Annotated in this window: 20 protein-coding genes; 10 read left to right on the top strand and 10 right to left on the bottom strand. The window is 65.7% G+C overall.

The genetic code is table 11. The features are described from left to right. Positions 1-156: 156 nt before the first annotated feature. From rph to hemW, 3 genes are read left to right on the top strand one after another with little or no spacing between them, the layout of a single operon-like run. Positions 157-870 carry a ribonuclease PH gene (rph, locus tag J6525_RS04920; protein ID WP_092081167.1) on the top strand — a complete coding sequence of 238 codons (714 nt, stop codon included), beginning with the start codon at positions 157-159 and terminating at the stop codon, positions 868-870. 11 nt (positions 871-881) lie between these two features. Further along, the gene (rdgB, locus tag J6525_RS04915) at positions 882-1,517 is read left to right on the top strand and encodes an RdgB/HAM1 family non-canonical purine NTP pyrophosphatase (protein WP_092081169.1); all 636 of its coding nucleotides are present in this window, start codon (positions 882-884) and stop codon (positions 1,515-1,517) included. After that, positions 1,504-2,661: a radical SAM family heme chaperone HemW gene (hemW, locus tag J6525_RS04910; RefSeq protein ID WP_092081171.1), complete on the top strand. Its 1,158-nt coding sequence runs from the start codon at positions 1,504-1,506 to the stop codon at positions 2,659-2,661. Before rdgB ends, hemW begins: the two co-directional genes overlap by 14 nt. Before the next feature lie 193 nt (positions 2,662-2,854). On the opposite strand, the gene J6525_RS04905 is transcribed toward hemW, so the two are convergent. Further along, complete coding sequence (locus J6525_RS04905; protein ID WP_092081173.1) at positions 2,855-4,060, bottom strand: penicillin-binding protein activator; 1,206 nt, start codon at positions 4,058-4,060, stop codon at positions 2,855-2,857. 323 nt (positions 4,061-4,383) lie between these two features. On the opposite strand from J6525_RS04905, the gene rsmI reads away from it, so the two are divergent. The 4 genes from rsmI (at position 4,384) to J6525_RS04885 (ending at position 7,844) form a co-directional block, all read left to right on the top strand. Continuing rightward, on the top strand, positions 4,384-5,337 hold the full coding sequence (gene rsmI, locus J6525_RS04900) for a 16S rRNA (cytidine(1402)-2'-O)-methyltransferase (RefSeq protein ID WP_225642469.1): 954 nt from the start codon (positions 4,384-4,386) through the stop codon (positions 5,335-5,337). After that, positions 5,324-5,707, top strand: a complete 384-nt coding sequence (locus J6525_RS04895; RefSeq protein ID WP_225642467.1) for a YraN family protein — start codon at positions 5,324-5,326, stop codon at positions 5,705-5,707. Before rsmI ends, J6525_RS04895 begins: the two co-directional genes overlap by 14 nt. A 30-nt stretch (positions 5,708-5,737) precedes the next feature. After that, positions 5,738-6,685 carry a glutathione synthase gene (gshB, locus tag J6525_RS04890; protein ID WP_225642465.1) on the top strand — a complete coding sequence of 316 codons (948 nt, stop codon included), beginning with the start codon at positions 5,738-5,740 and terminating at the stop codon, positions 6,683-6,685. Positions 6,686-6,872: 187 nt separating this feature from the next. Then, positions 6,873-7,844: an MBL fold metallo-hydrolase gene (locus tag J6525_RS04885; protein WP_225642463.1), complete on the top strand. Its 972-nt coding sequence runs from the start codon at positions 6,873-6,875 to the stop codon at positions 7,842-7,844. A 95-nt stretch (positions 7,845-7,939) separates the two neighbouring features. Here J6525_RS04885 and fsrB read toward each other — a convergent pair whose 3' ends face one another. Together fsrB and J6525_RS04875 are read right to left on the bottom strand one after the other, a co-directional pair. Then, entirely contained in the window at positions 7,940-9,229 is a 1,290-nt protein-coding gene (gene fsrB / locus J6525_RS04880) for a siderophore utilization protein FsrB (protein ID WP_225642461.1), read from the bottom strand. 26 nt (positions 9,230-9,255) lie between these two features. Next, a complete protein-coding gene (locus J6525_RS04875; protein ID WP_225642596.1) occupies positions 9,256-11,247 on the bottom strand; it encodes a TonB-dependent siderophore receptor in 1,992 nt (663 codons plus the stop codon). A gap of 700 nt (positions 11,248-11,947) precedes the next feature. Between J6525_RS04875 and J6525_RS04870 the strand changes: the two genes are divergently transcribed. From J6525_RS04870 to J6525_RS04860, 3 genes are all read left to right on the top strand, one after another. Next, the gene (locus J6525_RS04870) at positions 11,948-13,486 is read left to right on the top strand and encodes a YifB family Mg chelatase-like AAA ATPase (RefSeq protein ID WP_225642459.1); all 1,539 of its coding nucleotides are present in this window, start codon (positions 11,948-11,950) and stop codon (positions 13,484-13,486) included. A 131-nt stretch (positions 13,487-13,617) separates the two neighbouring features. Continuing rightward, positions 13,618-14,139 (top strand): hypothetical protein, encoded by a 522-nt coding sequence (locus J6525_RS04865; RefSeq protein ID WP_176936802.1) that lies wholly within the window; start codon positions 13,618-13,620, stop codon positions 14,137-14,139. 103 nt (positions 14,140-14,242) lie between these two features. Continuing rightward, complete coding sequence (locus J6525_RS04860; RefSeq protein ID WP_225642457.1) at positions 14,243-16,492, top strand: PAS domain-containing hybrid sensor histidine kinase/response regulator; 2,250 nt, start codon at positions 14,243-14,245, stop codon at positions 16,490-16,492. A 167-nt stretch (positions 16,493-16,659) separates the two neighbouring features. Here the strand turns inward: J6525_RS04860 and coaA are convergent, their stop codons facing one another. The 7 genes from coaA to hisB all read right to left on the bottom strand — a co-directional run bounded on the left by coaA (position 16,660) and on the right by hisB (position 21,496). Then, positions 16,660-17,616: a type I pantothenate kinase gene (gene coaA / locus J6525_RS04855; protein ID WP_026192056.1), complete on the bottom strand. Its 957-nt coding sequence runs from the start codon at positions 17,614-17,616 to the stop codon at positions 16,660-16,662. Positions 17,617-17,651: 35 nt separating this feature from the next. Then, the gene (locus tag J6525_RS04850; protein WP_092081190.1) at positions 17,652-17,975 is read right to left on the bottom strand and encodes a phosphoribosyl-ATP diphosphatase; all 324 of its coding nucleotides are present in this window, start codon (positions 17,973-17,975) and stop codon (positions 17,652-17,654) included. A gap of 150 nt (positions 17,976-18,125) precedes the next feature. Then, complete coding sequence (gene hisF / locus J6525_RS04845; protein WP_225642456.1) at positions 18,126-18,902, bottom strand: imidazole glycerol phosphate synthase subunit HisF; 777 nt, start codon at positions 18,900-18,902, stop codon at positions 18,126-18,128. 9 nt (positions 18,903-18,911) lie between these two features. Further along, entirely contained in the window at positions 18,912-19,640 is a 729-nt protein-coding gene (hisA, locus tag J6525_RS04840; RefSeq protein WP_028335795.1) for a 1-(5-phosphoribosyl)-5-[(5-phosphoribosylamino)methylideneamino]imidazole-4-carboxamide isomerase, read from the bottom strand. After that, positions 19,637-20,287 (bottom strand): imidazole glycerol phosphate synthase subunit HisH, encoded by a 651-nt coding sequence (gene hisH / locus J6525_RS04835; RefSeq protein ID WP_028341984.1) that lies wholly within the window; start codon positions 20,285-20,287, stop codon positions 19,637-19,639. The genes hisA and hisH overlap by 4 nt, the downstream gene beginning before the upstream one ends. Further along, the gene (locus tag J6525_RS04830; protein WP_092081194.1) at positions 20,284-20,814 is read right to left on the bottom strand and encodes a DUF2628 domain-containing protein; all 531 of its coding nucleotides are present in this window, start codon (positions 20,812-20,814) and stop codon (positions 20,284-20,286) included. The genes hisH and J6525_RS04830 overlap by 4 nt, the downstream gene beginning before the upstream one ends. An 88-nt stretch (positions 20,815-20,902) precedes the next feature. Further along, complete coding sequence (gene hisB / locus J6525_RS04825; RefSeq protein WP_016841476.1) at positions 20,903-21,496, bottom strand: imidazoleglycerol-phosphate dehydratase HisB; 594 nt, start codon at positions 21,494-21,496, stop codon at positions 20,903-20,905. Between the last annotated feature and the right edge of the window lie 238 nt (positions 21,497-21,734).

The following is a 21,734-nucleotide window of genomic DNA, read 5'->3' as shown; positions in this document are numbered from 1 at the left end:
CAATTACTGCATAATTTGTCGATCCGGGAGGCCGATGACAAGCATGCATTCGGCCCCCTCGTACCGGACCATACCGGGGCCGAAAACCCTTGCCGCTGCCCCTTCCCGCTCCTACAAGCACGGCCAGCCAATTTTCTCGGATTTCTGGAGGATTTCATGCGGCCAAGCCGCCGTGCACCCGATGAACTGCGTCCCGTGTCGCTGGAACGCGGCGTCGTCAAATATGCCGAGGGTTCCTGCATGGTGAAGTTCGGCGACACCCATGTGCTGGTGACCGCCACGCTGGAAGAGCGGTTGCCGCCGTGGCTGAAGGGCCAGGGCCGCGGCTGGGTCACCGCCGAATACGGCATGCTGCCGCGTGCCACCCTGGAACGCACCCGCCGCGAGGCCTCGGCCGGCAAGCAGGGCGGCCGCACGGTCGAGATTCAGCGGCTGATCGGCCGCTCGCTGCGCGCGGCCGTCGATCTCGAGGCGCTCGGCGAGCGCCAGATCACGGTCGATTGCGACGTCATCCAGGCCGACGGCGGCACCCGCACCGCCTCCATCACCGGTGCCTGGGTGGCGCTGGCCGACTGCATCAACTGGATGAAGACCCGCAACATGCTGAAGACCAACGTGTTGCGCGACAATGTGGCGGCGATCTCCTGCGGCATCTACCAGGGCACGCCGGTGCTCGATCTCGACTATGCCGAGGATTCCGAAGCCGATACCGACGCCAATTTCGTCATGACCGGCGACGGCCGGATCATCGAGGTGCAGGGCACCGCCGAGAAGACGCCGTTCTCGGAAGGTGAATTCCTGGCGCTGATGACGCTGGCGCGCAAAGGTGTCGCGCGTCTGGTCGACTTGCAAAAGATCGCGGTGGCGTAGTCAGATTGGTCATGCACCGCCGAATCACCGGAAGGCTCGTCATCGCCACCCATAATCCCGGCAAGCTTGCCGAGATGCGGGAACTGCTGGCGCCGCACGGCGTGGAGGTGGTGTCGGCCGGCGAGCTCGACCTCGCCGAGCCCGAGGAGACCGGCGACAATTTTCGCGCCAACGCGGCGATCAAGGCGATCGCGGCCGCGAAGGCGACCGGACTGCCAGCCTTCGCCGACGATTCCGGCCTCGTGGTCGACGCGCTCGACGGCGCGCCCGGGATCTACTCGGCGCGCTGGGCCGGCGAGGGCAAGGATTTCATGGCGGCGATGACGCGGATCGAGCGGCTGCTGCGGGAGCGCGGCGCCACGACGCCGGACCGGCGCAAGGCACACTTCGTGTCGGCGCTGTGCGTGGCCTGGCCCGACGATCATCTCGAGGAGGTCGAGGCCCGCGCCGATGGAACCCTGGTCTGGCCGCCGCGTGGCACTGCCGGCTTTGGCTACGATCCGGCCTTCCTGCCGGACGGCTACACGCGGACCTTCGGCGAGATGACCAGCATCGAGAAGCACGGCCTGCCGCCGCTCGGGCTCGGCCTGTCGCATCGCGCCCGCGCCTTCGTGAAGCTCGCGGAGATCTGCCTTGAGCCACGCTGACCGAGAGGCCTTCGGCGTCTACGTGCACTGGCCGTTCTGCCTGTCGAAATGCCCGTATTGTGATTTCAACAGCCACGTGCGGCATGCGCCGGTCGACGAGGAGCGTTTCGTGCGCGCGTTCGCCCGCGAGATCGAGACGACGGCCGCGCGCGTGCCGGGGCGGCAGGTGTCCTCGATCTTCCTCGGCGGCGGCACGCCGTCCTTGATGCAGCCACAGACCGTCGGCGCCGTGCTCGATGCCATCGGCAAGCACTGGCAGGTCTCGCGCGATGTCGAGGTCACGCTCGAGGCCAATCCGACCAGCGTCGAGGCGACGCGCTTTCGCGGCTATCGCGCAGCCGGCGTCAACCGCGTCTCGCTCGGCGTGCAGGCGCTCGATGACGCCTCGCTGAAGGCACTGGGCCGCCTGCACAGCGCGCGCGAGGCACTCGACGCGGTCGCGATCGCGCGCTCTGCGTTCGACCGTTACTCGTTCGACCTGATCTATGCCCGCCCCGACCAGACGCCGCGGATGTGGGCCGATGAACTGAAGCAGGCGATCTCGGAAGCGGCCGAGCACCTGTCGCTCTACCAGCTCACGATCGAGGAAGGCACGCCGTTCTTCGGGCTGCATGCTGCCGGCAAATTGCAGACGCCGGATGAAGCGACCGCGCGCGCGCTCTACGACGTGACGCAGGAGGTCTGCGCCCGCGAGGGATTGCCGGCCTATGAGATCTCCAATCACGCCCGCGCCGGCGCGGAGTGCAAGCACAACCTCGTCTACTGGCGCGGTGAGGAATATGCCGGCATCGGCCCCGGCGCACACGGAAGGCTCGACATCGATGGCGTCAGGCACGCGACCGCAACCGAGCGGCGCCCCGAGGCGTGGCTGTTGAACGTCGAGGAGCGCGGTCACGGCGTCGTCAGCGATGACAGCCTCAACAGCGAAGAACGCGCCGACGAGTTTCTGCTGATGGGGCTGCGGCTCGCCGAGGGCATCGATCCCAAGCGCTATGCGAAGCTCTCCGGCCGCCAGCTCGACCCGCACCGGATCGCGATGCTGCGCGAGGAAGGCGCGATCGCCGTCGACGCCGACGGACGACTGCGGGTGACGACGTCGGGATTCCCGGTGCTCGACGCGGTCGTTGCGGATCTCGCCGCCTAGAGCCTATCCCGTTCCGATTGAATCGGAACGAGGCTCTAGATTCTTGTTTTGACGCGTTTTCTTCACGCGAACCGGTATCCACTTCGCTCGAAACCGCTCTAGGTGCACGCTGCCAAAATATCGAAAACAACCCCATGCAAAGGAGCTGGCGGGTGCCGGCGCTCGACAAGGCAGCTTGACCGCCCGACAAAAATCAAGCGCCAAAACTCTTCGGCGAGCCTGCGACCGGCGTGCTGCCGCCTGAGGCCACCTTCATGACCGCAAGGCCACGCTCATTGGTGCCGTCGGAGCGGAAGCGGAACAGACCGTCGATACCGGCAAAGCCGGACGGATTGGTCAACGTCTCCGGCGCAAAGCGCTGCGCCCCTTGCGTGCGCGCGAGCGCCGCCATCAGCGCCACGGCATCATAGGCAAGCGTCGCGGTGCGCACCGGCTCGCCGCCATATTTGCTGCGGTAGCGGCCGGCGAAGCTGCGGAAGCCGGACGGATCGGGCGCGGCGTAGAGGCCGCCCTGCAAGACGGGGCTCGCGAACACCCGCGGATTGTCCCACAGCCCGGTGCCGAGCAGCTGGATGTTGCGCAGATTGGCGCCGGCTGCGGTCAAGGCATCGGCGGTCGCGACCACCGAATCACCATCGTCGGCGATCAGCAGCGCATCGGCCTGGCCGAGCGCCTGCGCCACGGTTCGCGCCGGCGTCGCGCGGTCGGCGCCGTATTTCTCGAATGCGACGACGCGGCCGTTCTTGCGGCCGACCGCCTGCTTGAAGGCGGCCTCGACCACGTTGCCATAGGCGTTGTCCGGCACCATCGCGGCGAACGAGCGCTTTCCGATCCCCGCCGAGTAGTCGACGATGCGATTGATGTCGGACTCCGGCAGGAAGCTCAGCAGATAGACGCCGCGCCCGGCCACGCTCGAATCGGTCGAGAACGCGATCACCGAGGTTCCCCGTGGCCGCGTCAGTTGCGCGACGGCGGGCACCGAGCCTGCGAACAGCGGTCCCAGAATGATCTCGGCGCCTTCGGACAGTGCCTGCTGGGCACCCTGCGATGCGCCCTGCGGGCTGCCGCCATCGTCCTTGATCAGGAGCTGGATGTTCGGGTTCTGAAATTCCGCCAGCGCCATTTCGGCCGCGTTCCGCATCGACTGGGCGGCGAGCCCGGCATTGCCGGACGCCGACAGCGGCAGGATCAGCCCGATCTTGACCTGCCCGGTGCCGACCGCCTGCGGCTGCTGCTGCGGGCCGGCAGGACCAGCTTCCGGGTTGCTGCTGGAAAATTGGCTCAAGCTCTGCTGGATGCCGGAACAGGCCGTCAGCAACGGCGCGCCCACGATGAGGCCGAGCGCGGTCCGCCGGGTGGTGCCCGACGGCGGGGACTTGCGGTGATGCGGGCCTTCCATCGTCTCTCTTCTCTTGGCCGACTGTGATCAGCCAGGACTCCATCCAGCTCTGATGAGGCGGGTGGATTCAGGCATATTCTCGGCGAATAGTTAACTAAAACAAAAGGATTATGGCCCCGCGGCGCCCTTGCCGCGGCCTCCATTTCCCCCGTCAGCCAGCGTTCCGTCACCGCCGTTTGCGGATGTGGCGCAAGCGCTGCCATCCCTCTAGAGCCTTATCCCGTTCCGATTGAATCGGAACGGGGCTCTAGATTCTCGGTTTGACGCGTTTTCTTCACGCGAACCGGTACCCACTTCGCTCGAAAACGCTCTAGATTGGCATTATGCGCGCAAAAGCCAGTTCCCTCCACAGTTCGGATGCCACGACAGGCGCTGCGGCCAGAACCTTTTCGATCGGCGGCCAGCAATTGGCCGCGCCCAGGGCGGCACCCGGGCTCCATCTGGTCGCGACCCCGATCGGAAATCTCGCCGACATTACCCTGCGCGCGCTGGAAACGCTGGCCGGTGTCGACGTCATCGCCTGCGAGGACACAAGGATCACGCGCCGGCTGACCGAGCGTTATGCGATCGCCGCCGAGCTTGCGCTCTACCACGAGCACAACGCGGCCCAGGCCCGCCCCAAGATCCTGGAGCGCCTGGCGCAGGGCGCCGCGATCGCGCTGGTTTCGGACGCCGGCACGCCACTGATCTCCGATCCCGGTTTCAAGCTGGTGCGCGACGTCTGCGCCGCCGGGCATGCCGTCATCGCGGTGCCGGGGCCATCATCGGTGCTGACGGCGCTGTCGGTCGCGGCATTGCCTACCGACCGGTTTTTCTTCGAGGGATTTTTGCCCGCGAAGGAGCACGCGCGTCGCGCCCGGCTCAACGAGCTGGCGAGGGTCGATTCGACGCTCGTGATGTTCGAATCCGGCAATCGCGTACAGGACACGCTGCGCGATCTCGCTGCGATCATGGCCGGCCGCGATGCCGCGATCTGCCGCGAGCTGACCAAGCTGCACGAGGAGATCACGCGCGCGCCGGTCGCCGAGCTGGCGGCAGGCGCGGACGCGCTGGAAACACGCGGCGAGTTCGTGCTGGTCATCGGACCTCCGGCCGATGATGCCGGGGTGATGGACCAGGATGCGCTCGACGATCTGCTGCGGGCGCAGCTCGGCCGCGGCAGCGTCAAGGATGCGGTCGCCCATGCGGTCGAACTGTCGGGCCGGCCGCGCCGCGAGGTCTACGCCCGTGCCCTCGAGCTTGCGAAGATCATCGGGGACGGCAATGGCGAAGACTGACAGCGCCTCGCCTGAGCGCGTCGCGGCGTTCCGGACCGGCATCTCGGCGGAGAGCCGCGCCGCAGCGCTTCTGATCGCCAAGGGCTATCGCATCCTGGCACGACGCTTCCGTACCCCCTTTGGCGAGATCGACCTGGTGGTGCGCCGGCGCAATCTGCTGGCCTTCGTCGAGGTCAAGGCCCGTGCCAACCTCGACGACGCCGCCTATGCGGTGACGCCGCGGCAGCAGCTGCGCATCATCAATGCCGCCCAGGCCTGGCTGATGGCGCATCCCGAACATGCCGAATTCGAGCTCAGATTCGACGCCGTGCTGATTGCGCCGAAGAGCCTGCCGCGCCATTTGTTAGCGGCATTCGATGCAAGCCCTTAACGTTATCCTCAGACCTCGCGGAACATGTCTATGAAATTGAAGATCGCCGTCCAGATGGATCCCATCGCGCGCATCAATATTCGCGGCGATTCGACCTTTGCGCTGCTGCTCGAGGCGCAAAAGCGCGGCCACGGCATTTCCTACTACACGCCCGACAAGCTGTCGCTGCGCGGCGAGGAGCTGGTGGCGCCGGTGCAGCCTCTCACCGTGCGCGACGAGGTCGGCAATCACTTCACGCTGGGCGAGCCGAAGCGCGAGGCGCTCAACGGCTTCGACGTCGTGCTGCTGCGCCAGGATCCGCCGTTCGACCTCGCCTACATCACCTCGACCCATTTCCTCGAGCGCATCCATCCGAAGACCTTGGTCGTCAACGACCCGGCCAGCGTGCGCAACGCGCCGGAAAAGCTGTTCGTGATGAACTTCCCGCAGCTGATGCCGCCAACCCTGATCTCGCGCGATCTCGACGAGATCAACGCATTCCGAGACCAGCATGGCGCCGTCGTCATGAAACCGTTGCACGGCCATGGCGGCGCCGCCGTCTTCCGCGTGATGCCGCAGGACATGAACTTCGGCTCGCTGTTCGACATGTTCTCGGTCACGTTCAAGGAGCCCTGGGTGATCCAGCGCTTCCTCCCCGAGGTGAAGCATGGTGACAAGCGCATCATCCTGGTCGACGGCGAGTTCGCCGGCGCCGTCAACCGCGTGCCGGCGGCGGACGATCTGCGCTCCAACATGGTCCGTGGCGGCGCAGCCACGGCGACCGAACTCTCGGATCGCGAGCGCGAAATCTGCGCCACGCTCGGACCGGCGCTGCGCGAACGCGGCCTACTGTTCGTCGGCATCGACGTGATCGACGGCAACCTGACCGAGATCAACGTCACCTCGCCGACCGGCATCCGCGCAATCCAACGGCTCAATGGCCCCAACGTCGCGGCGATGATCTGGGATACCATCGAGAAGAAGCGCGCCGCGAAATAATCCTCCCTTGTGCGCCGCACAGCTGGCTGAAATTTTAGCCAGCGTTCGATCGCGCATGCGTTCTCCTTATTCTTCTTGCCAGCTTGCGCGGGCGAGGGCAGCATCCGCTTGCCTGCGTCAGGTCAAGCAGCGGGTCAACGCGCGGGCACAACGCGAAAATCTTATAAAAATTCTGGAGGAAGACGTTATGACGCTCAATGTCTCACGACGATCCTTGCTCGCGCTCGGTGCCGGTCTCGGCGCCAGCACCCTGCTCGGGGGCACCGCACAGGCACGCGCGCCGAAGCTCGGCACGCAGACACCCTACTGGCACCGCTTCATGCTCGGCGAAGCCGAAGTGACCGTCGTATCCGACGGGCCGCTTCCGCTCGGCGACCCCTCCGGCACCTTCACCGGTGTGCCGAAGGAGGAGGTGAAGAAGATGCTCTCCGACAACTTCCTCTCGCCCGACAACGTCGTGCTCGAGCAGAATTCGCCGATCGTCAACACCGGCGACAAGCTGATCCTGTTCGACACCGGCATGGGCACGTCGCAACTGTTCGGCAAGACCACCGGGCGGCAGCAGAAGAGCATGCAGGAAGCCGGCATCAAGCCGGAGGACATCGACGCCGTCGTGCTGTCGCACGCGCATATCGATCATATCGGCGGCATCGTCGGCGCCAACGACAAGCCGTTGTTCCCGAATGCGCAATACTACATCGCGCAGAGCGATCTCGAGTTCTGGACCGACGAAGGCAAGATGGGCAGCCCGTTGAAGGATTTCATCGTGCATGCCCGCAAGAACCTGCTGCCGGTGCGCGACCGCATCGTGTTCTTCAAGGACGGCCAGGAATTCCTGCCCGGCGTGACGGCAATCGCAGCGCCCGGCCACACCGTGGGCCACACCATCTTCATGGTGAGCTCGGGCGGCAAATCCTTCGCCTTCCTCGGCGACCTCTCGCATCACGCGGTGCTGCTGCTGGAGCGTCCGCGGATGGAGTTCTCCTACGACACCGATCCGAAGCAGGCGGCGGCGTCGCGGGTCAAGCTGCTGGAAATGCTGGCCGCGAACAAGACGGCCGTGATGTCCTATCACTTCGCCTGGCCGGGCTACGGCCACGTCGCCAAGGTCGGCGAAGGCTTCCACTATTATCCGGAGCCGATGCAGATGAACCTGTGACGGACTGATTGCGAAGACGGACTGCCTCGGGAGCGGCCGCCGCCGCTCCCGAATGCATTTGCCGCCCGGTTTAAGAAGCCCACGGGGCGCCCGGCCTATTCCGCCGGCGCAAGGCGGCTCTCGGGGCGTGTGCGCATCGTCTCTCGCGCGCCAATCCGCGCACGACGTTTGCGCCACCAGATCACGACGCCCGTCACCGACAGCGCCGCAACCACCAATCCCATCAGCGAGATCAGGATGCGCCCGGGCAAGCCGGCGATCCGGCCGGAATGCAACGGAAACTGCATCTGCACGAACACGTCGGCCGCGGTGCCGACCCATGGCAGCCGCTCGCCGAGCGGACGGCCGTCCTCGCTGTCGTAGTAAAGCTGCGCCGGCCCGACGCCCGCGGCGCCATGTTCGTCGCCCGGCCCGAAGAATGCGACCGCATAGACGCCATGGGCCGGACCATAATTGATCGAACCGATCGGCGTGGTCCAGCCGCGCGCCTTGCCGTCGGCCGCGGCCCGCGCGGCGATCTCCGCATAGGTCATCCTCGGCTCGATCGGATCGTCAAGATGACGGTATGGCCGCTGTTCGTAGGGTGTCGGCGTGTAGTTGGACACGGTCTTCATCAACGGCGAGAACACCTCGAAATAGAGGTTCAGCGAGAATGCCGTGAATGCGATCACGAACAGCAAGGACCAGGTCCACAGGCTGAAGGCGCGATGAATGTCGAAATTGATTCGATAGGCGCTGCCTGAGGTCTTGATCTTCCAGGCCGGCGCCCAGCGGGTCCAGAAACCCTTGCCGCGCGGGCCTGATATCGCCGACGCCCGCTGCGCCCTTGCGCGCCGCCGCGACGGCAGGGTCAGGTAGAAGCCGACGAAACAATCGATCGTCCAGATGACGGCGATGACACCGAGGAAGCGCATGCCCCAGCGATCGCTGCCCCAGAATTCGGGGATGTGCATCGTGTAATGCAGCTTGTAGAGGAACGAGACGAAGTTTTCGCGGGTCACCGGCCAGACCGCGCCCCAATAGCGGCGTCCGAGCTCGGCGCCGGTGTTGGGATCGAGGAAGACCTGGTTGTAGTCGAGCGCGTAACGCTTGCCGGTCGCCGGATCGATCCGCGGCAGCACGAAGAACCACAGCGACTCGCCTTTCTCCGCCGTCATGAACATGTGGATGACGCGGGCGCGATGATCGCGCTGCTCGATCAGCCGGGCGAGCTCGACCGACGGGATCGCCGGTCCGGAGCTCGTCACCTCGAACAGCTTCCTGTTGAGCACATCGTCGATCTCGTGGTCCCACGAGATGATCGCGCCGGTGATGCCCGAGAAGAACAGGAAGGCCGCGGTGACAAGACCCGCCCAGCGATGCAGTCGTCCGAAGATGGGTCTCATGGGGATTTCAGCAAGTTGTGGGGTGATCACCAGCGATAGGTCAGCTTCGCGATCGCCTTGCGGCCCTCCGCGTAGAAGCAGCTGGTGTTGCCGTAGCAGGCTGCCACGTAGCGCGTATCGGCGAGGTTGGTGACGTTGAGCGAGAGGCGATAATTGTCCCTGGTATAGGCGACGAGCGCATCGACGACCGTCGACGCCGGCACCTTGAAGGTGTTGGCGTCGTCACCGAACGTCGATCCGACATAGCGGACGCCGGCCCCGAACTGGACGCCGGCGAGCGGGCCGCCCTGAACGGTGTAATCGCCCCACAGCGAGAAACGGTTGAGCGGCACCGTGGTCGGCGCCTTGCCGACATTGACGGGATCCTTGGTGACTTCAGCGTCGACATAGGCGTAGCCGCCGCGGATGTTGACGCCCTCGACCAGCGTCGCGGTGCCTTCGAGCTCAACGCCGCGCGACCTGACTTCGCCGGTCTGCTCGGCGAAATAGAACGGCGGGGCGTAGGTGACGACGTTGGATCGGGTCAGATCGAACGCAGCCAGCGTGATCAGTGCATTGATGCCGACCGGCTGGTACTTGACGCCGACTTCGTACTGCACGCCGGACTCCGGCTTCAGCAGCTCGCCGGCGGCGTTGACGCTCAGCACCGGCAGGAATGATTCCGAATAGCTGAAATAGGGCGCGATGCCGTTGTCGAAATTGTACATGACGGCGGCGCGGCCGGTGAATGCCGAGGCATCGGTCGAGGTCGACGTTTTCGCGAGATTGTTGTCGAGGTCGGTGGTGACGAAATCCTGCCGCCCGCCAAGCAGGAACGACAGCCGGCCGAGCCTGATCTGGTCCTGCAGATAGAGGCCGGCCTGCGACTGCTTGATGCCGGTGTCGTCATACGGTCCGTTGTTGGTCCAGCTGTTGGTATAGACCGGCGCAAAGACGTTGAGCTTACCGGTGCTGTAGCTCGAGGCCATGTCGCGGAACGAGGTGTTGCGGTAATCGACGCCGAACAGCGTCGTGTGGCTCAGCATGCCGGTGACGAACTTGCCCTGCAGCTGGTTGTCGACCGCGAAGGAATCGATCGTCGAGCTGCCGCCGGCGCCGCCGCGCGACAGCAGGCCCGCGGCCTCGTCGGCCGCCGACGCATAGCCGGTGCCGTAGAAGCTCTTCTGCTCGTTGTGCATCCACGAATAACGCAGGTTCTGGCGGAAGGTCAGCGCGTCGTTGATGTCGTGCGACAGCATGTAGCCGACCGAGGATTGCTCGGTGTCGAACTGGTTGAAGCCGGGCTCGCCGACGAAGCGCGTGTTCGGAATGTAGCGGCCGTTATTGGCCCAGACGGTGCCGGACGGCGGCAGGAATTGCAGGCCCCAGCCGGTGCGTTCCTTCTGGTAGTTCGCGAGGAAGGTGATCGTGGTGCCCTCGTTCGGCTTCACGGTGACGGCGGGTGCGATGAATACGCGATTGTCATTGGTGTAGTCGACCTGGGTCTCACCATCGCGCGCGACGCCGGTCAGGCGCCACAGCACCGTTCCTTCCTTGTTGGCGCGGCCGCCGATGTCGAACTCGCCCTGATAGCGGTTGAAGCTGCCGCCGGACAGCGACACTTCCCCGAACTCGCGCGCGGTCGGCAGCTTGCTGACATAGTTGAGGATGCCGCCGGTGCCGCTGCCGCCGAACATCGCCGAGGATGGCCCCTTCAGGACCTCGAGGCGCTCGGCTCCGTACGGATCGAGCCCGAGGAAGTGCACATAGTTGCTGCTCGGCAGCCGCAGGCCGTCGAGATAGAGGCCCGGCATCGTCATGTCGAAGCCGCGGATCTGCAGGCCGCCGAAGCGGGTGTCCGAGCCGCCATTCACGTCGCCGCTGACGCCTACGGTGTAGCGCAATGCCGCGCCCACCGATTCCGCACCCTGGTTCCTGATCTGGTCCGTCGTGACGACCGAGATCGATTGCGGGATTTCGATCAGCGGCGTGTCGGTCTTGGTCGCCGTGCCCGAACGCGTGGCAACGAACCCGACCACCGGACCGCCGGCTCGCTCGCCGGCGCCGGCACCGGATCGTGCCGCCGCTTGCGGCGTCGCCTGCTGGGATCGAGCCACGCGGTTGGCGCGGCTCGCGCGTGCGGTCACCGGACGACGAACCGGTTTTGCATTCGCAGTGATCGCGCGCTGCTGAGGCGCGTCCACGCTCACCGGCGGCAGTTCCGATTGCGCGTCGGCGCGTTCGGTCGCGACTCCGGCGGCAAGGACGGCGGCGGTACACAGACCGATCGTTCGCAGCGCTGGATGTTGACGGGTGGAATGCGAAACAAGTCGATCGATCACGCGAAGGCGCCCCTGATATCAGCCTGGATGGATTTGTGATCCGGCTCTACAGCGCGGGGCTCGCGAGTACAGACCTCGGCAGTTGGAATAGATCGAGACTGCGCGCGCGATCAGTGTGCGATCACTGAAGCAGCAAGGAAATCGACGACGCGCTGCGACAATAAGCGCGCGATGCTCGTCGTGCTGGAATGATTCTTGAAAATGATTCCTGCAGTTGTCGACGACGCGAGCTGTGTTCGATCGCGCGAGGCGCGCGTCATCGCGAGTGACGCCTGACGCTTCCGCACCGGCGGAAGCGGATGCGCCGCGCGGTGAATTGGCGCCGCGAATGTTCCTGTAATGTTCTTGCACTCGTCGCGCGGTTCCGCTACCCTCGATTGCGGAAGATAGGGGCAGCATGGTTCAGCGCGTTTCCACCGTCGCATTCGAGGGGATCGAGGCCCGCGCGGTCGACGTGCAGGTCCAGGTTGCGCCGGGATTGCCCGCATTCGCGATCGTCGGCCTGCCCGACAAGGCGGTGTCGGAAGCCCGCGAACGCGTGCGTTCGGCGCTGATCGCCTCCGGCCTCGCGCTTCCCGCCCGCCGCATCACCGTCAACCTCGCACCCGCCGACCTGCCCAAGGAGGGGAGCCATTACGACCTGCCGATCGCGCTCGGCCTGATGGCGGCGATCGGCGCGATCCCGCCGGATGCGCTGAACGGCTTCACCGTGCTCGGCGAGCTCGGGCTCGACGGCTCGCTCGCGCCGGTGGCGGGCGTGCTGCCCGCGGCAATCGGCGCCAATTCGCGCGACGAGGGATTGATCTGCCCGGCCGCCTGCGGTTCGGAAGCCGCCTGGGCCAGTCCGGACATCCAGATCATCGCGGCACAATCGCTGATCCAGATCGCCAACCACTTCAAGGGCACGCAGGTGCTGTCGCGCCCGCAGCCGAAGGTGCACGAGCGCGAGGAAGCGCTGCTCGACCTGCGCGACATCAAGGGCCAGGAGAGCGCGAAACGTGCGCTCGAAATCGCCGCTGCCGGCGGTCATCATCTGCTGATGATCGGCTCGCCCGGCGCCGGCAAATCGATGCTGGCGGCGCGACTGCCCTCGATCCTGCCGCCGCTGTCGCCGTCGGAGCTGCTCGAAGTCTCGATGATCGCCTCGGTTGCCGGCGAGATCCGCGACGGCGCCTTGACCGCGCGACGCCCGTTCCGCAGCCCGCATCATTCCGCCAGCATGGCCGCGCTGACCGGCGGCGGCATGCGCGCCAAGCCGGGCGAGATCTCGCTGGCGCATCAGGGCGTGCTGTTCCTCGACGAATTGCCGGAGTTCGATCCGCGCGTGCTGGATTCGCTGCGCCAGCCACTGGAGAACGGCGAGGTATCGGTGAGCCGGGCCAACCACCGCGTCACCTATCCGGCGCGCTTCATGCTGGTGGCGGCCATGAACCCGTGCCGTTGCGGCCATGCCTATGAGCCCGGCTATTCCTGCAAGCGCGGCCGGCTCGACCGCTGCACCGCCGACTACCAGATGCGGATCTCCGGTCCGCTGATGGATCGCATCGACCTGCGGATCGAGGTGCCCGCCGTGACCGCGGCCGATCTGATCCTGCCGCCGCCGGCAGAGGGATCGGCCGAGGTCGCCGCACGCGTTGCGGCCGCGCGCGACATCCAGCTCGCGCGCTATGCGGCGGCCGGCATGCCGCATGTCCGCACCAATGCGGAAGCGCCGAGCTCGCTGCTCGAGACCATCGCGCAGCCCGACGCGCATGGGCAGAAGCTGCTGCGCGAGGCCGCCGACACCATGCACCTCACCGCGCGCGGCTATCACCGCGTGCTGCGGGTGGCGCGCACGCTTGCCGATCTCGACGGCGCCGAGACGATCGGCCGGCTGCACCTTGCCGAAGCGCTGTCCTATCGTGCATTGGCCGACGATCTGCGCCGCGCCGCGTGATCCGAACCGCAGCCATGACCCGATTCGTGCCGCGATGCCCCGCGTCAACGCGGCGGTAACGAGTTTTGTTTACGCTCCGCAAACCATAAGCACCGCGATCGGCGGCAAGCTTGGGTCGAGCGAGTTGTGTCATGTTGCGTTTGAAGATTTTGACCTCGGTGGTCCCTCTTGCCGTGGCCGCGGTCCTTGCCCGCGCCGAGTTCCTGCCGGGCCCGCGGCCCTGCATCGAGGTGGGTGGCGCCACGATGCAGATCGCATCGATCCCCTGGCTGGCGCAGCGTCACGTCAGCTTCACTGACGACCCCAGCCAGGCCACCGTCCGGGTCCAGATCGCCGACAGCGCCGACGCCGCCGACTTCACCGTGATCGACGACATCGACGATGCCGAGGCCGGCGCCTGCGAGCGCAGCGCGGCGGCGCAGCTGATCGGGATTTCCGGCGATGCCTCGGCAACCGGCCCCGTCATCTATCTGACGCGTGATGCTGGCCCGTCCGACTACCGTGTCTTCGTGCAATCGAAGACGTTCTCGGTGCGGGATGCCGCGGCCTTGATCGTCAGCGCCCGCGGCGGACACCGCCGACTTGAAGCCGCATCGCCCGCAGCTGACACGCGCGTCCCGAACCGGGTCATGGCGGAGTTAACCCCCCGCTAACCCTGTTCTGAGGGCAGCGCGAAATGGCCACCAATTTCAAGCACTTTGCAAGCTGGCCGACGCATCGTCAGCGCCAGATCAAGCTGTTTCAGGGTCACCATTGATGGGGCGTTTCTTCCGGATCAAGTTGCGCCTTCGCCGCTTCCTCCGGCGCCATTCCTGGGTCGCGACGATCGTCCGTTCGTTCACGATCTTCTCTGTCGCGTTCGGCAGCGCCTTCGGGTTCATTTCGGGCGCGCTCTCGCAACAGAGCGGCTACGATCCCAATGCATTCGCGATCGGGGTCAGCTTCCTGTTCGCGATCGCCTGCCTTTGGATCGTGACGCTCGGCATCCGCCTGCGGCTGATGCGCAAGCGGCTGCGCACCATCGCCATGCACAATGAAGCGATGGCCGACCGCAACTGGGAACTGCAGGAGGCCGAGCAGCGCGCCTCCACCCTGTTCGAGGCGCAAGACGATCTGATCGTGCTGCGCGACCTCGACGGCCTCATCACCTATGCCAACGATGCCTATTGCGAGCTGGCGCAGAGGCCCCGCAGCGAATTGATCGGCAGCACCGCGACGCTGAAGGTGCTCGAACAAGGCGACACCGCGCTCGAATCCAACGGCACGCGGGTCTACGACCAGAAGATCGAGGGACCGCTCGGACCGCGCTGGATCGCGTGGCGTGAAGGCCTCGTGCGCAACGATGCCGGCGCGCCTGCAGAGATGCAGAGCGTCGGCCGCGACGTCACCGACCGCACCGAGAGCGAGCACGCGCTCGCCGAAGCGCGCGATCAGGCCGACGCCGCCAACCGCGCCAAGTCGCGCTTCCTTGCGATGGCGAGCCACGAGATCCGCACTCCGCTCAACGGAATCATCGGCATGAGTGGATTGCTGATGGATACGCAGCTGACGTTGGAGCAGATGACCTACGTCAAGGCGGTCAAGACATCGGGCGACGCGCTGCTCGCGCTGATCGAGGAGCTGCTCGACTATTCCAAGATCGAGGCCGGCAAGATCGATCTCGAACACCGCGCGTTCGCGCTGTCCGGCCTGATCGAGGACATCACCGAGCTGCTGGCGCCGCGCGCGCAGACCAAGGGCATCGAGATCGCCGCCTATGTCGACGAACGGCTGCCGATGCAGGTGACCGGCGACGCCGCGCGGCTGCGTCAGGTGCTGCTCAATCTCGCCGGCAACGCCATCAAGTTCACCGCGACCGGTGGCGTGGCGCTGATCGTCGAGCCCGGCATCTGGCCGAACGAGATCAGCTTCCTGGTTCGCGACACCGGTATCGGCATCGCACCGGAAGCGCAGCAGCGCATTTTCCGGGAGTTCGAGCAGGCCGACGACCGGATCGCGCGCAGCTATGGCGGCACCGGCCTCGGCCTTTCGATCAGCGACCGCATCGTCAAGCGGATGGGCGGCCGCATCACGCTCGCAAGCACGCCGGGCGCCGGATCGACCTTCGAGGTTTCGATCCCGCTCTCCGCCGCCGATGCCGGCGAGGCCAGCGGCTTCGCCGCGCCCGACTTGACGGAGCAGTCGATCATGCTGGTGGCGCCGCACAGCATCGAGGTCTCGCTGATCTCGCGGCGGTTGCAGCGCTGGGGCGCACAGACCTGCATCGTGTCGGATGCCAACGTCGCCGAGGCGCTGCTGCCGGAGCGGAGCTGGCATGCGGTGCTGATCGATCACACGCTCGGCACGCCGGCGATGGAGACGTTTGCCGACGCCGCCCGCCTCCATGCAACCCATCGCATCGTGATGTTCACGCCGGCGACGCGGCAGGACCTTTCGGCTTCCGAGTCAGCCATGTTCACCGGCTACCTGGTGAAGCCATTGCGCGCGTCGTCGCTCGCCGCGCGCCTGACCGCGTCTCCGGAAATCGCTGCGCCGAGCCTCGCGATCGAGGCGGCCGCCGAGTCCGCGCCCGCTGCGCCTGCATCCGCGCTGCCGGACAAGGGGCTCTCGATCCTGGTCGCCGAGGACAATGAGATCAACGCGCTGTTGATGCGCTCGCTGCTCACCCGGCTCGGCCATAACGTGGTCATCACCACCAACGGCGAGCAGGCGATGGAGTCCTGGCTGTCGGCGACCTCGGCCGGCACGCCCTATGATCTCGTGCTGATGGACATCCAGATGCCGCGCCTCAACGGCATCGAGACCACCAAGCAGATCCGCGCCCATGAAGCGGCACAATCCGTCCGCCGGACCCCGATCCTGGCACTGACGGCAAATACGCTGGTGGAGGACCGCTATGCCTGCTTCGAAGCCGGCATGGACGGCTTTCTGATCAAGCCGCTCGACCGCGAGAAGCTGGAAGAAGCACTCGCGGGCCTCGCCGCCGCACGGCACATTCCGGCGTAGCAGCGAAAAACTCCGCGTCGTCCCGGCGAAGGCCGGGACCCATAACCACGACTGCAAATTGGTGAACAAACGTCTCGCCGCCTGCCCTTTGCAGGGGCCGCGGAGTATGGGTCCCGGCCTACGCCGGGACGACGCCGTTGATGTGGTCCGCTTTAACGGGTCAGAACTTACAGCCGGCGCAGCGCGACCGACTGCACCACGTGGTCGGCGCCCTTCTTCAGGATCAGCGTCGCGCGCGGGCGGGTCGGCAGGATGTTGTCCTCGAGATTGGCGAGGTTGGTGCGCTCCCAGATCGCGATCGCGGTCGCCGTTGCTTCCTCGTCCGACAGCGGCGCGTAGCGGTGGAAGTAGGACCTCGGATCGGTGAACGCGGTGTCGCGCAGCGCCAGGAAGCGCTTGATGTACCACTCCCGCAGCACGGCCTCGTCGGCGTCGATATAGACCGAGAAGTCGAAGAAGTCGGAGACGAACGGCACCGCCTTGCCATCGCGCGGCAGCCGCCCGGTCTGCAACACGTTGACGCCCTCGACGATCAGGATGTCAGGCTGGTCGATCTCGACCCATTTGTTCGGCACGATGTCGTAGGTCAGATGCGAATAGACCGGCGCGCGCACGCGGCGCCGTCCGGCCTTGATGTCGCTGAGGAACGACAGCAGCGTCGGCAGGTCGTAGCTTTCCGGGAAGCCCTTCTTCTGCATGATGCCCTGCCGCTCGAGCACCGCGTTCGGAAACAGGAAACCGTCGGTCGTGATCAGGTCGACCTTCGGCCGCGGCGACCAGCGCGCCAGCAGCGCCTGCAGCACGCGTGCCGTGGTCGACTTGCCGACCGCGACGGATCCGGCGACGCCGACGATGTAGGGCATCTTGCGGTCGCGGATGTTGAGGAACTGGCGCTGCGAGTAATACAGCCGCTGCGTCGCATCGACATAGATCGAGAGCAGCCGCGACAGCGGCAGGTAGATGTCCTCGACCTCCTGCAAATCGAGGCGGTCGTGCATCGAACGCAGGCGATCGAACTCGCCCGGCTCGAGCGTCATCGGCGTGTCGTCACGCAGATGCGACCATTGCTGGCGCGTGAAGATGCGGTAGGGGTTGTATTGTTGATCTGGTGCCCGGATGTCCATGAGGCCGCCCCTCTCGATGCGCTCGATCATTTGCGCTAGTCGCGCTTGCGCGACGCCTTCTCTTCCAGTCCCGACATCGAGGTGCGCTTCTCCAGCGCGGCCTCGACGTCCTCCAGCTTCACGCCGCGGGATTTCAACAGAACCAGCAGGTGAAACACGAGATCGGCACTTTCCGCGATGAGGTGATCGCGGTCATTCTCGACCGCGGCGATCACGGTCTCGACCGCTTCCTCGCCCAATTTCTTGGCGCAATGCTCCGCGCCCTTGTCGAGCAGCTTGCGGGTGTAGGACGCCTCACCGCCCGATGCAGCGCGGGCGTCGATGGTGGCGGCCAGATCGTGGACCGTGAAACGCGACATCAACTCAACTCAAGCATGCACAGCGGCACCGCACGGGTGCCACCCCTTAGGTGGGGACTTAGCATTTTTGTGACAAGGAGTCCCAGCTCTCCCTGTTTGAGCGTGGTCTTCACGGAAAACCGGATTCCACTTTTCCTGACCACGCCCACGCTAGGGATCGAGCCGCATCGGCAGGCCGGCGCGCGCCATGTGATCCTTGGCCTGGCGGATGGTGAATTCCCCGAAGTGGAAGATCGACGCGGCCAGCACGCCGGTGGCGTGACCCTCGCGGACGCCGTCGACCAGGTGGTCGAGATTGCCGACACCACCGGACGCGATGACCGGTACGGGGACACTGTCCGCGATCGCCCGGGTCAGCGGCAGGTCAAAGCCCTGCCTGGTGCCGTCCCGGTCCATCGAGGTCAGCAGGATTTCGCCGGCGCCGAGCGAGACGACCTCCTGGGCGTACTCGATGGCGTCGATCCCGGTGGCATTCCGTCCACCATGGGTGAAGATCTCCCAGCGGTCCGAGCCGCCGGCGCGCTTGACCCGCTTGGCGTCGATCGCGACCACGATGCATTGCTCGCCGTATTTCTCGGCCGCTTCCTTGACGAATTCGCGCCGGCTGACGGCCGCCGAATTGATCGAGACCTTGTCGGCGCCGGAGCGCAGCAGGGTCTTGATATCGTCGACGGTGCGGACGCCGCCGCCCACGGTCAGCGGCATGAAGCAGGCTTCCGCCGTCCGCCGCACCACATCCAGCATGATGCCGCGGTTTTCATGGGTGGCAGTGATGTCGAGGAAGGTGAGCTCGTCGGCGCCGGCGGCGTCATAGGCGATCGCCGCCTCGACCGGGTCGCCGGCGTCGCGCAGATCGACGAAGTTGACGCCCTTGACCACGCGGCCGTCCTTGACGTCGAGGCAGGGGATCACGCGAACCTTGAACATGATCTCCTCCTACGCGCCGCGGATCAGCTGAAGGGCGGCGGCCGGATCGAGCCGTCCGTCATAGAGCGCACGGCCGACGATCGCGCCGGCCAGCTTCTTCGCACGCGGCTCCAGCAGCGCCTTGACGTCGTCGATCGAGGCAAAGCCGCCGGAGGCAATCACCGGAATCGAGATGCGGTCGGCGAGCGCGATGGTGGCGTCGAGATTGAGGCCCTTGAGCAGACCGTCGCGGGCGATGTCGGTGAAGATGATCGCGGCGACGCCGGCATCCTCGAAGCGCTGCGCGATCTCGAGCGCGGTCACGTGCGAGGTCTCGGCCCAGCCCTCGACCGCGACCTTGCCGTCGCGCGCATCGAGGCCCACGGCGACACGGCCGGGGAATGTCTTCGCCGCGCCCTTCACGAGCTCAGGATCGCGCACCGCGGCGGTACCGATGATGACGCGCGTGATGCCCTTGTCGAGCCAGGCCTCGATGGTCTTGAGGTCGCGGATGCCGCCGCCGAGCTGCACCGGCATGGTGACGGCCTTCAGCATCGCCTCCACCGCATGCGCATTCATCGGCTTGCCGGCGAAGGCGCCGTCGAGATCGACAACGTGGAGATATTCGAAGCCCTGCGCGGCAAAGCTCGCCGCCTGCGCCGCCGGATCGAGATTGAACACGGTGGCGCGCGCCATGTCGCCCTGCTCGAGGCGCACGCACTGGCCGTTCTTCAGATCAATCGCTGGAAAGAGAATCACGGCTTCCACTTCAAGAAATTGGCGATCAAAGCGAGGCCGAAGCGCTGGCTCTTCTCGGGGTGAAACTGGGTGCCGATCGCGGTGTCCTTGCCGACGATCGCGGTCACCGGCCCGCCATAGTCGGCGCGCGCGAGCACGTCCGCCTCATTGGCGGCGTTGAGGTGATAGGAGTGCACGAAATAGGCGTGACGTCCCTTGGGCCCGAGCGGCAGCCGCTCTAGCACCGGATGCTCGCGCACCATGTCGAGCGTGTTCCAGCCCATATGCGGGACCTTCAGGCTCTCGTCGCGCGGCTCGATCTTCTCGACATCGCCGCCGATCCAGTTGAAGCCCTCGGTGATCACGTGCTCCTTGCCGCGCGTCGCCATCAGCTGCATGCCGACGCAGATGCCGAAGAACGGCCGCGCCTTGACCCGCACCGCCTCGGTGAGGGCCTCCAGCATGCCGTCGACCGCGTCGACGCCGCGGCGGCAATCGGCGAAGGCGCCGACGCCGGGCAGCACGATGCGATCGGCGCGATACACGGCATCGGGATCGCGCGTCACCTTGATGGCTTGCGGATCCTCCATGCTGCGTGCGGCGCGCTCAAAGGCCTTGGCCGCCGAATGCAGATTGCCGGAGCCGTAATCGATGATTGCAACGGTCATCGCGATCCTCCTGGCTCTGGAAACAATCCGATGATGCCGCCCTGCGGCATCGGTGGGGGTTTTGAGAACGACTGACCTGGAACGTCGCGGGTCGGTGGCGGTCCGCCGCGGTCCACGGACCGCTGGTCGTTGACAGCGCCGCGATGCCGCGCGGTCCAGCGCGCGAAGAAACGGCGCTCGGCGGCCTCCACGTCGTCACCCACGACGATGTCGATCTGGCGCCATCTGCGCCGCGACAGCGTCCAGCGTTGCAAGGTCGCGGCCTCGAGCCCGAGCAACACCATCAGCACCAGGTCGACGAAGAAGATCGCACTACGGCCGACGCCAAGCTTGGCCAGCGCGTAGTCGATCACGAAAGTAAGAACGAGCCAGCCGATCAGCGCCAGCCAGAGCCGATGCCAGGCCAGCCAGATCGCGCCCGCAACTGCGGCCCAGAAATGGAAGCCGTCGCGCACGAAGACGAACCTGTCGGTCGCCGCGAGATCGGCGCCATTGGCCACGGGGGCATGCACTGTATAGACCGGCATAGAACGCTCCGCCGAGGATGGACTCTTATTTTTAAAGCATGATCTTTCGGAAAACCGGCATCCACTTTTCCGGATCATGCTCCAGAGATCAGCCGCCGAGCTGACCCTTGGTCGAGGGCACTTCGCCCTGAGCACGCGGATCGATCGCAATTGCCGTCCGCAGCGCCCTCGCCAGACCCTTGAAACAGGATTCGGCGATATGATGGCTGTTCTCGCCATATAGGGTCTCGACGTGCAGAGTCACGCCGGCATTCATCGCGAAGGCGTTGAACCACTCGCGCACCAGCTCGGTGTCGAACTCACCGATCTTGTCGCGCGGGAATTCGGCCTTGAACACCAGCACGGGGCGGCCGGAAATGTCGATCACGACGCGCGACAGCGTCTCGTCCATCGGCATGTGGATCGAGGCGTAGCGGGTGATGCCGGCCATGTTGCCGAGCGCCTGCTTCACGGCCTGCCCGAGCGCGATCCCGACGTCTTCGGTGGTGTGGTGGTAATCGACATGGAGATCGCCATCCGCCTTCACCGTGATGTCGATGCGCGAATGCCGGGCCAGGAGGTCGAGCATATGGTCGAAGAAGCCGATCCCGGTCGAAACCGTGGATACGCCTGCTCCGTCGAGGTTGACCGTCACCTCGATGTCGGTCTCCTTGGTCTTGCGCTTGATGGTTGCGGTGCGCATGAAAATTAAGCTTTCCCGTGCCGAAAACGCCGGTCTTTTAACAGGCTGATGTCACCTTCGCTACTGCGGGATGACCTCGAAACGCCCCAACTTCCGGCCATGGTGACCGGAATTCGTTGTCGATCTGGTTCTGCCGCGTTTTCTTCACGCGAACCGGTGCCACCTCGCCTGAAAACGCTCCGATTTCGTCCCGATTGTAACCCCCTGCCCGACCGCCTAAATCTGCCCGGAAGAGAGG

Source organism: Bradyrhizobium australafricanum (assembly GCF_020329495.1).
GTDB classification, from domain to species: domain Bacteria; phylum Pseudomonadota; class Alphaproteobacteria; order Rhizobiales; family Xanthobacteraceae; genus Bradyrhizobium; species Bradyrhizobium australafricanum.
The sequence above is the reverse complement of the archived record's forward strand: the minus strand, read 5'-3'. Positions and strand labels throughout refer to the sequence as shown.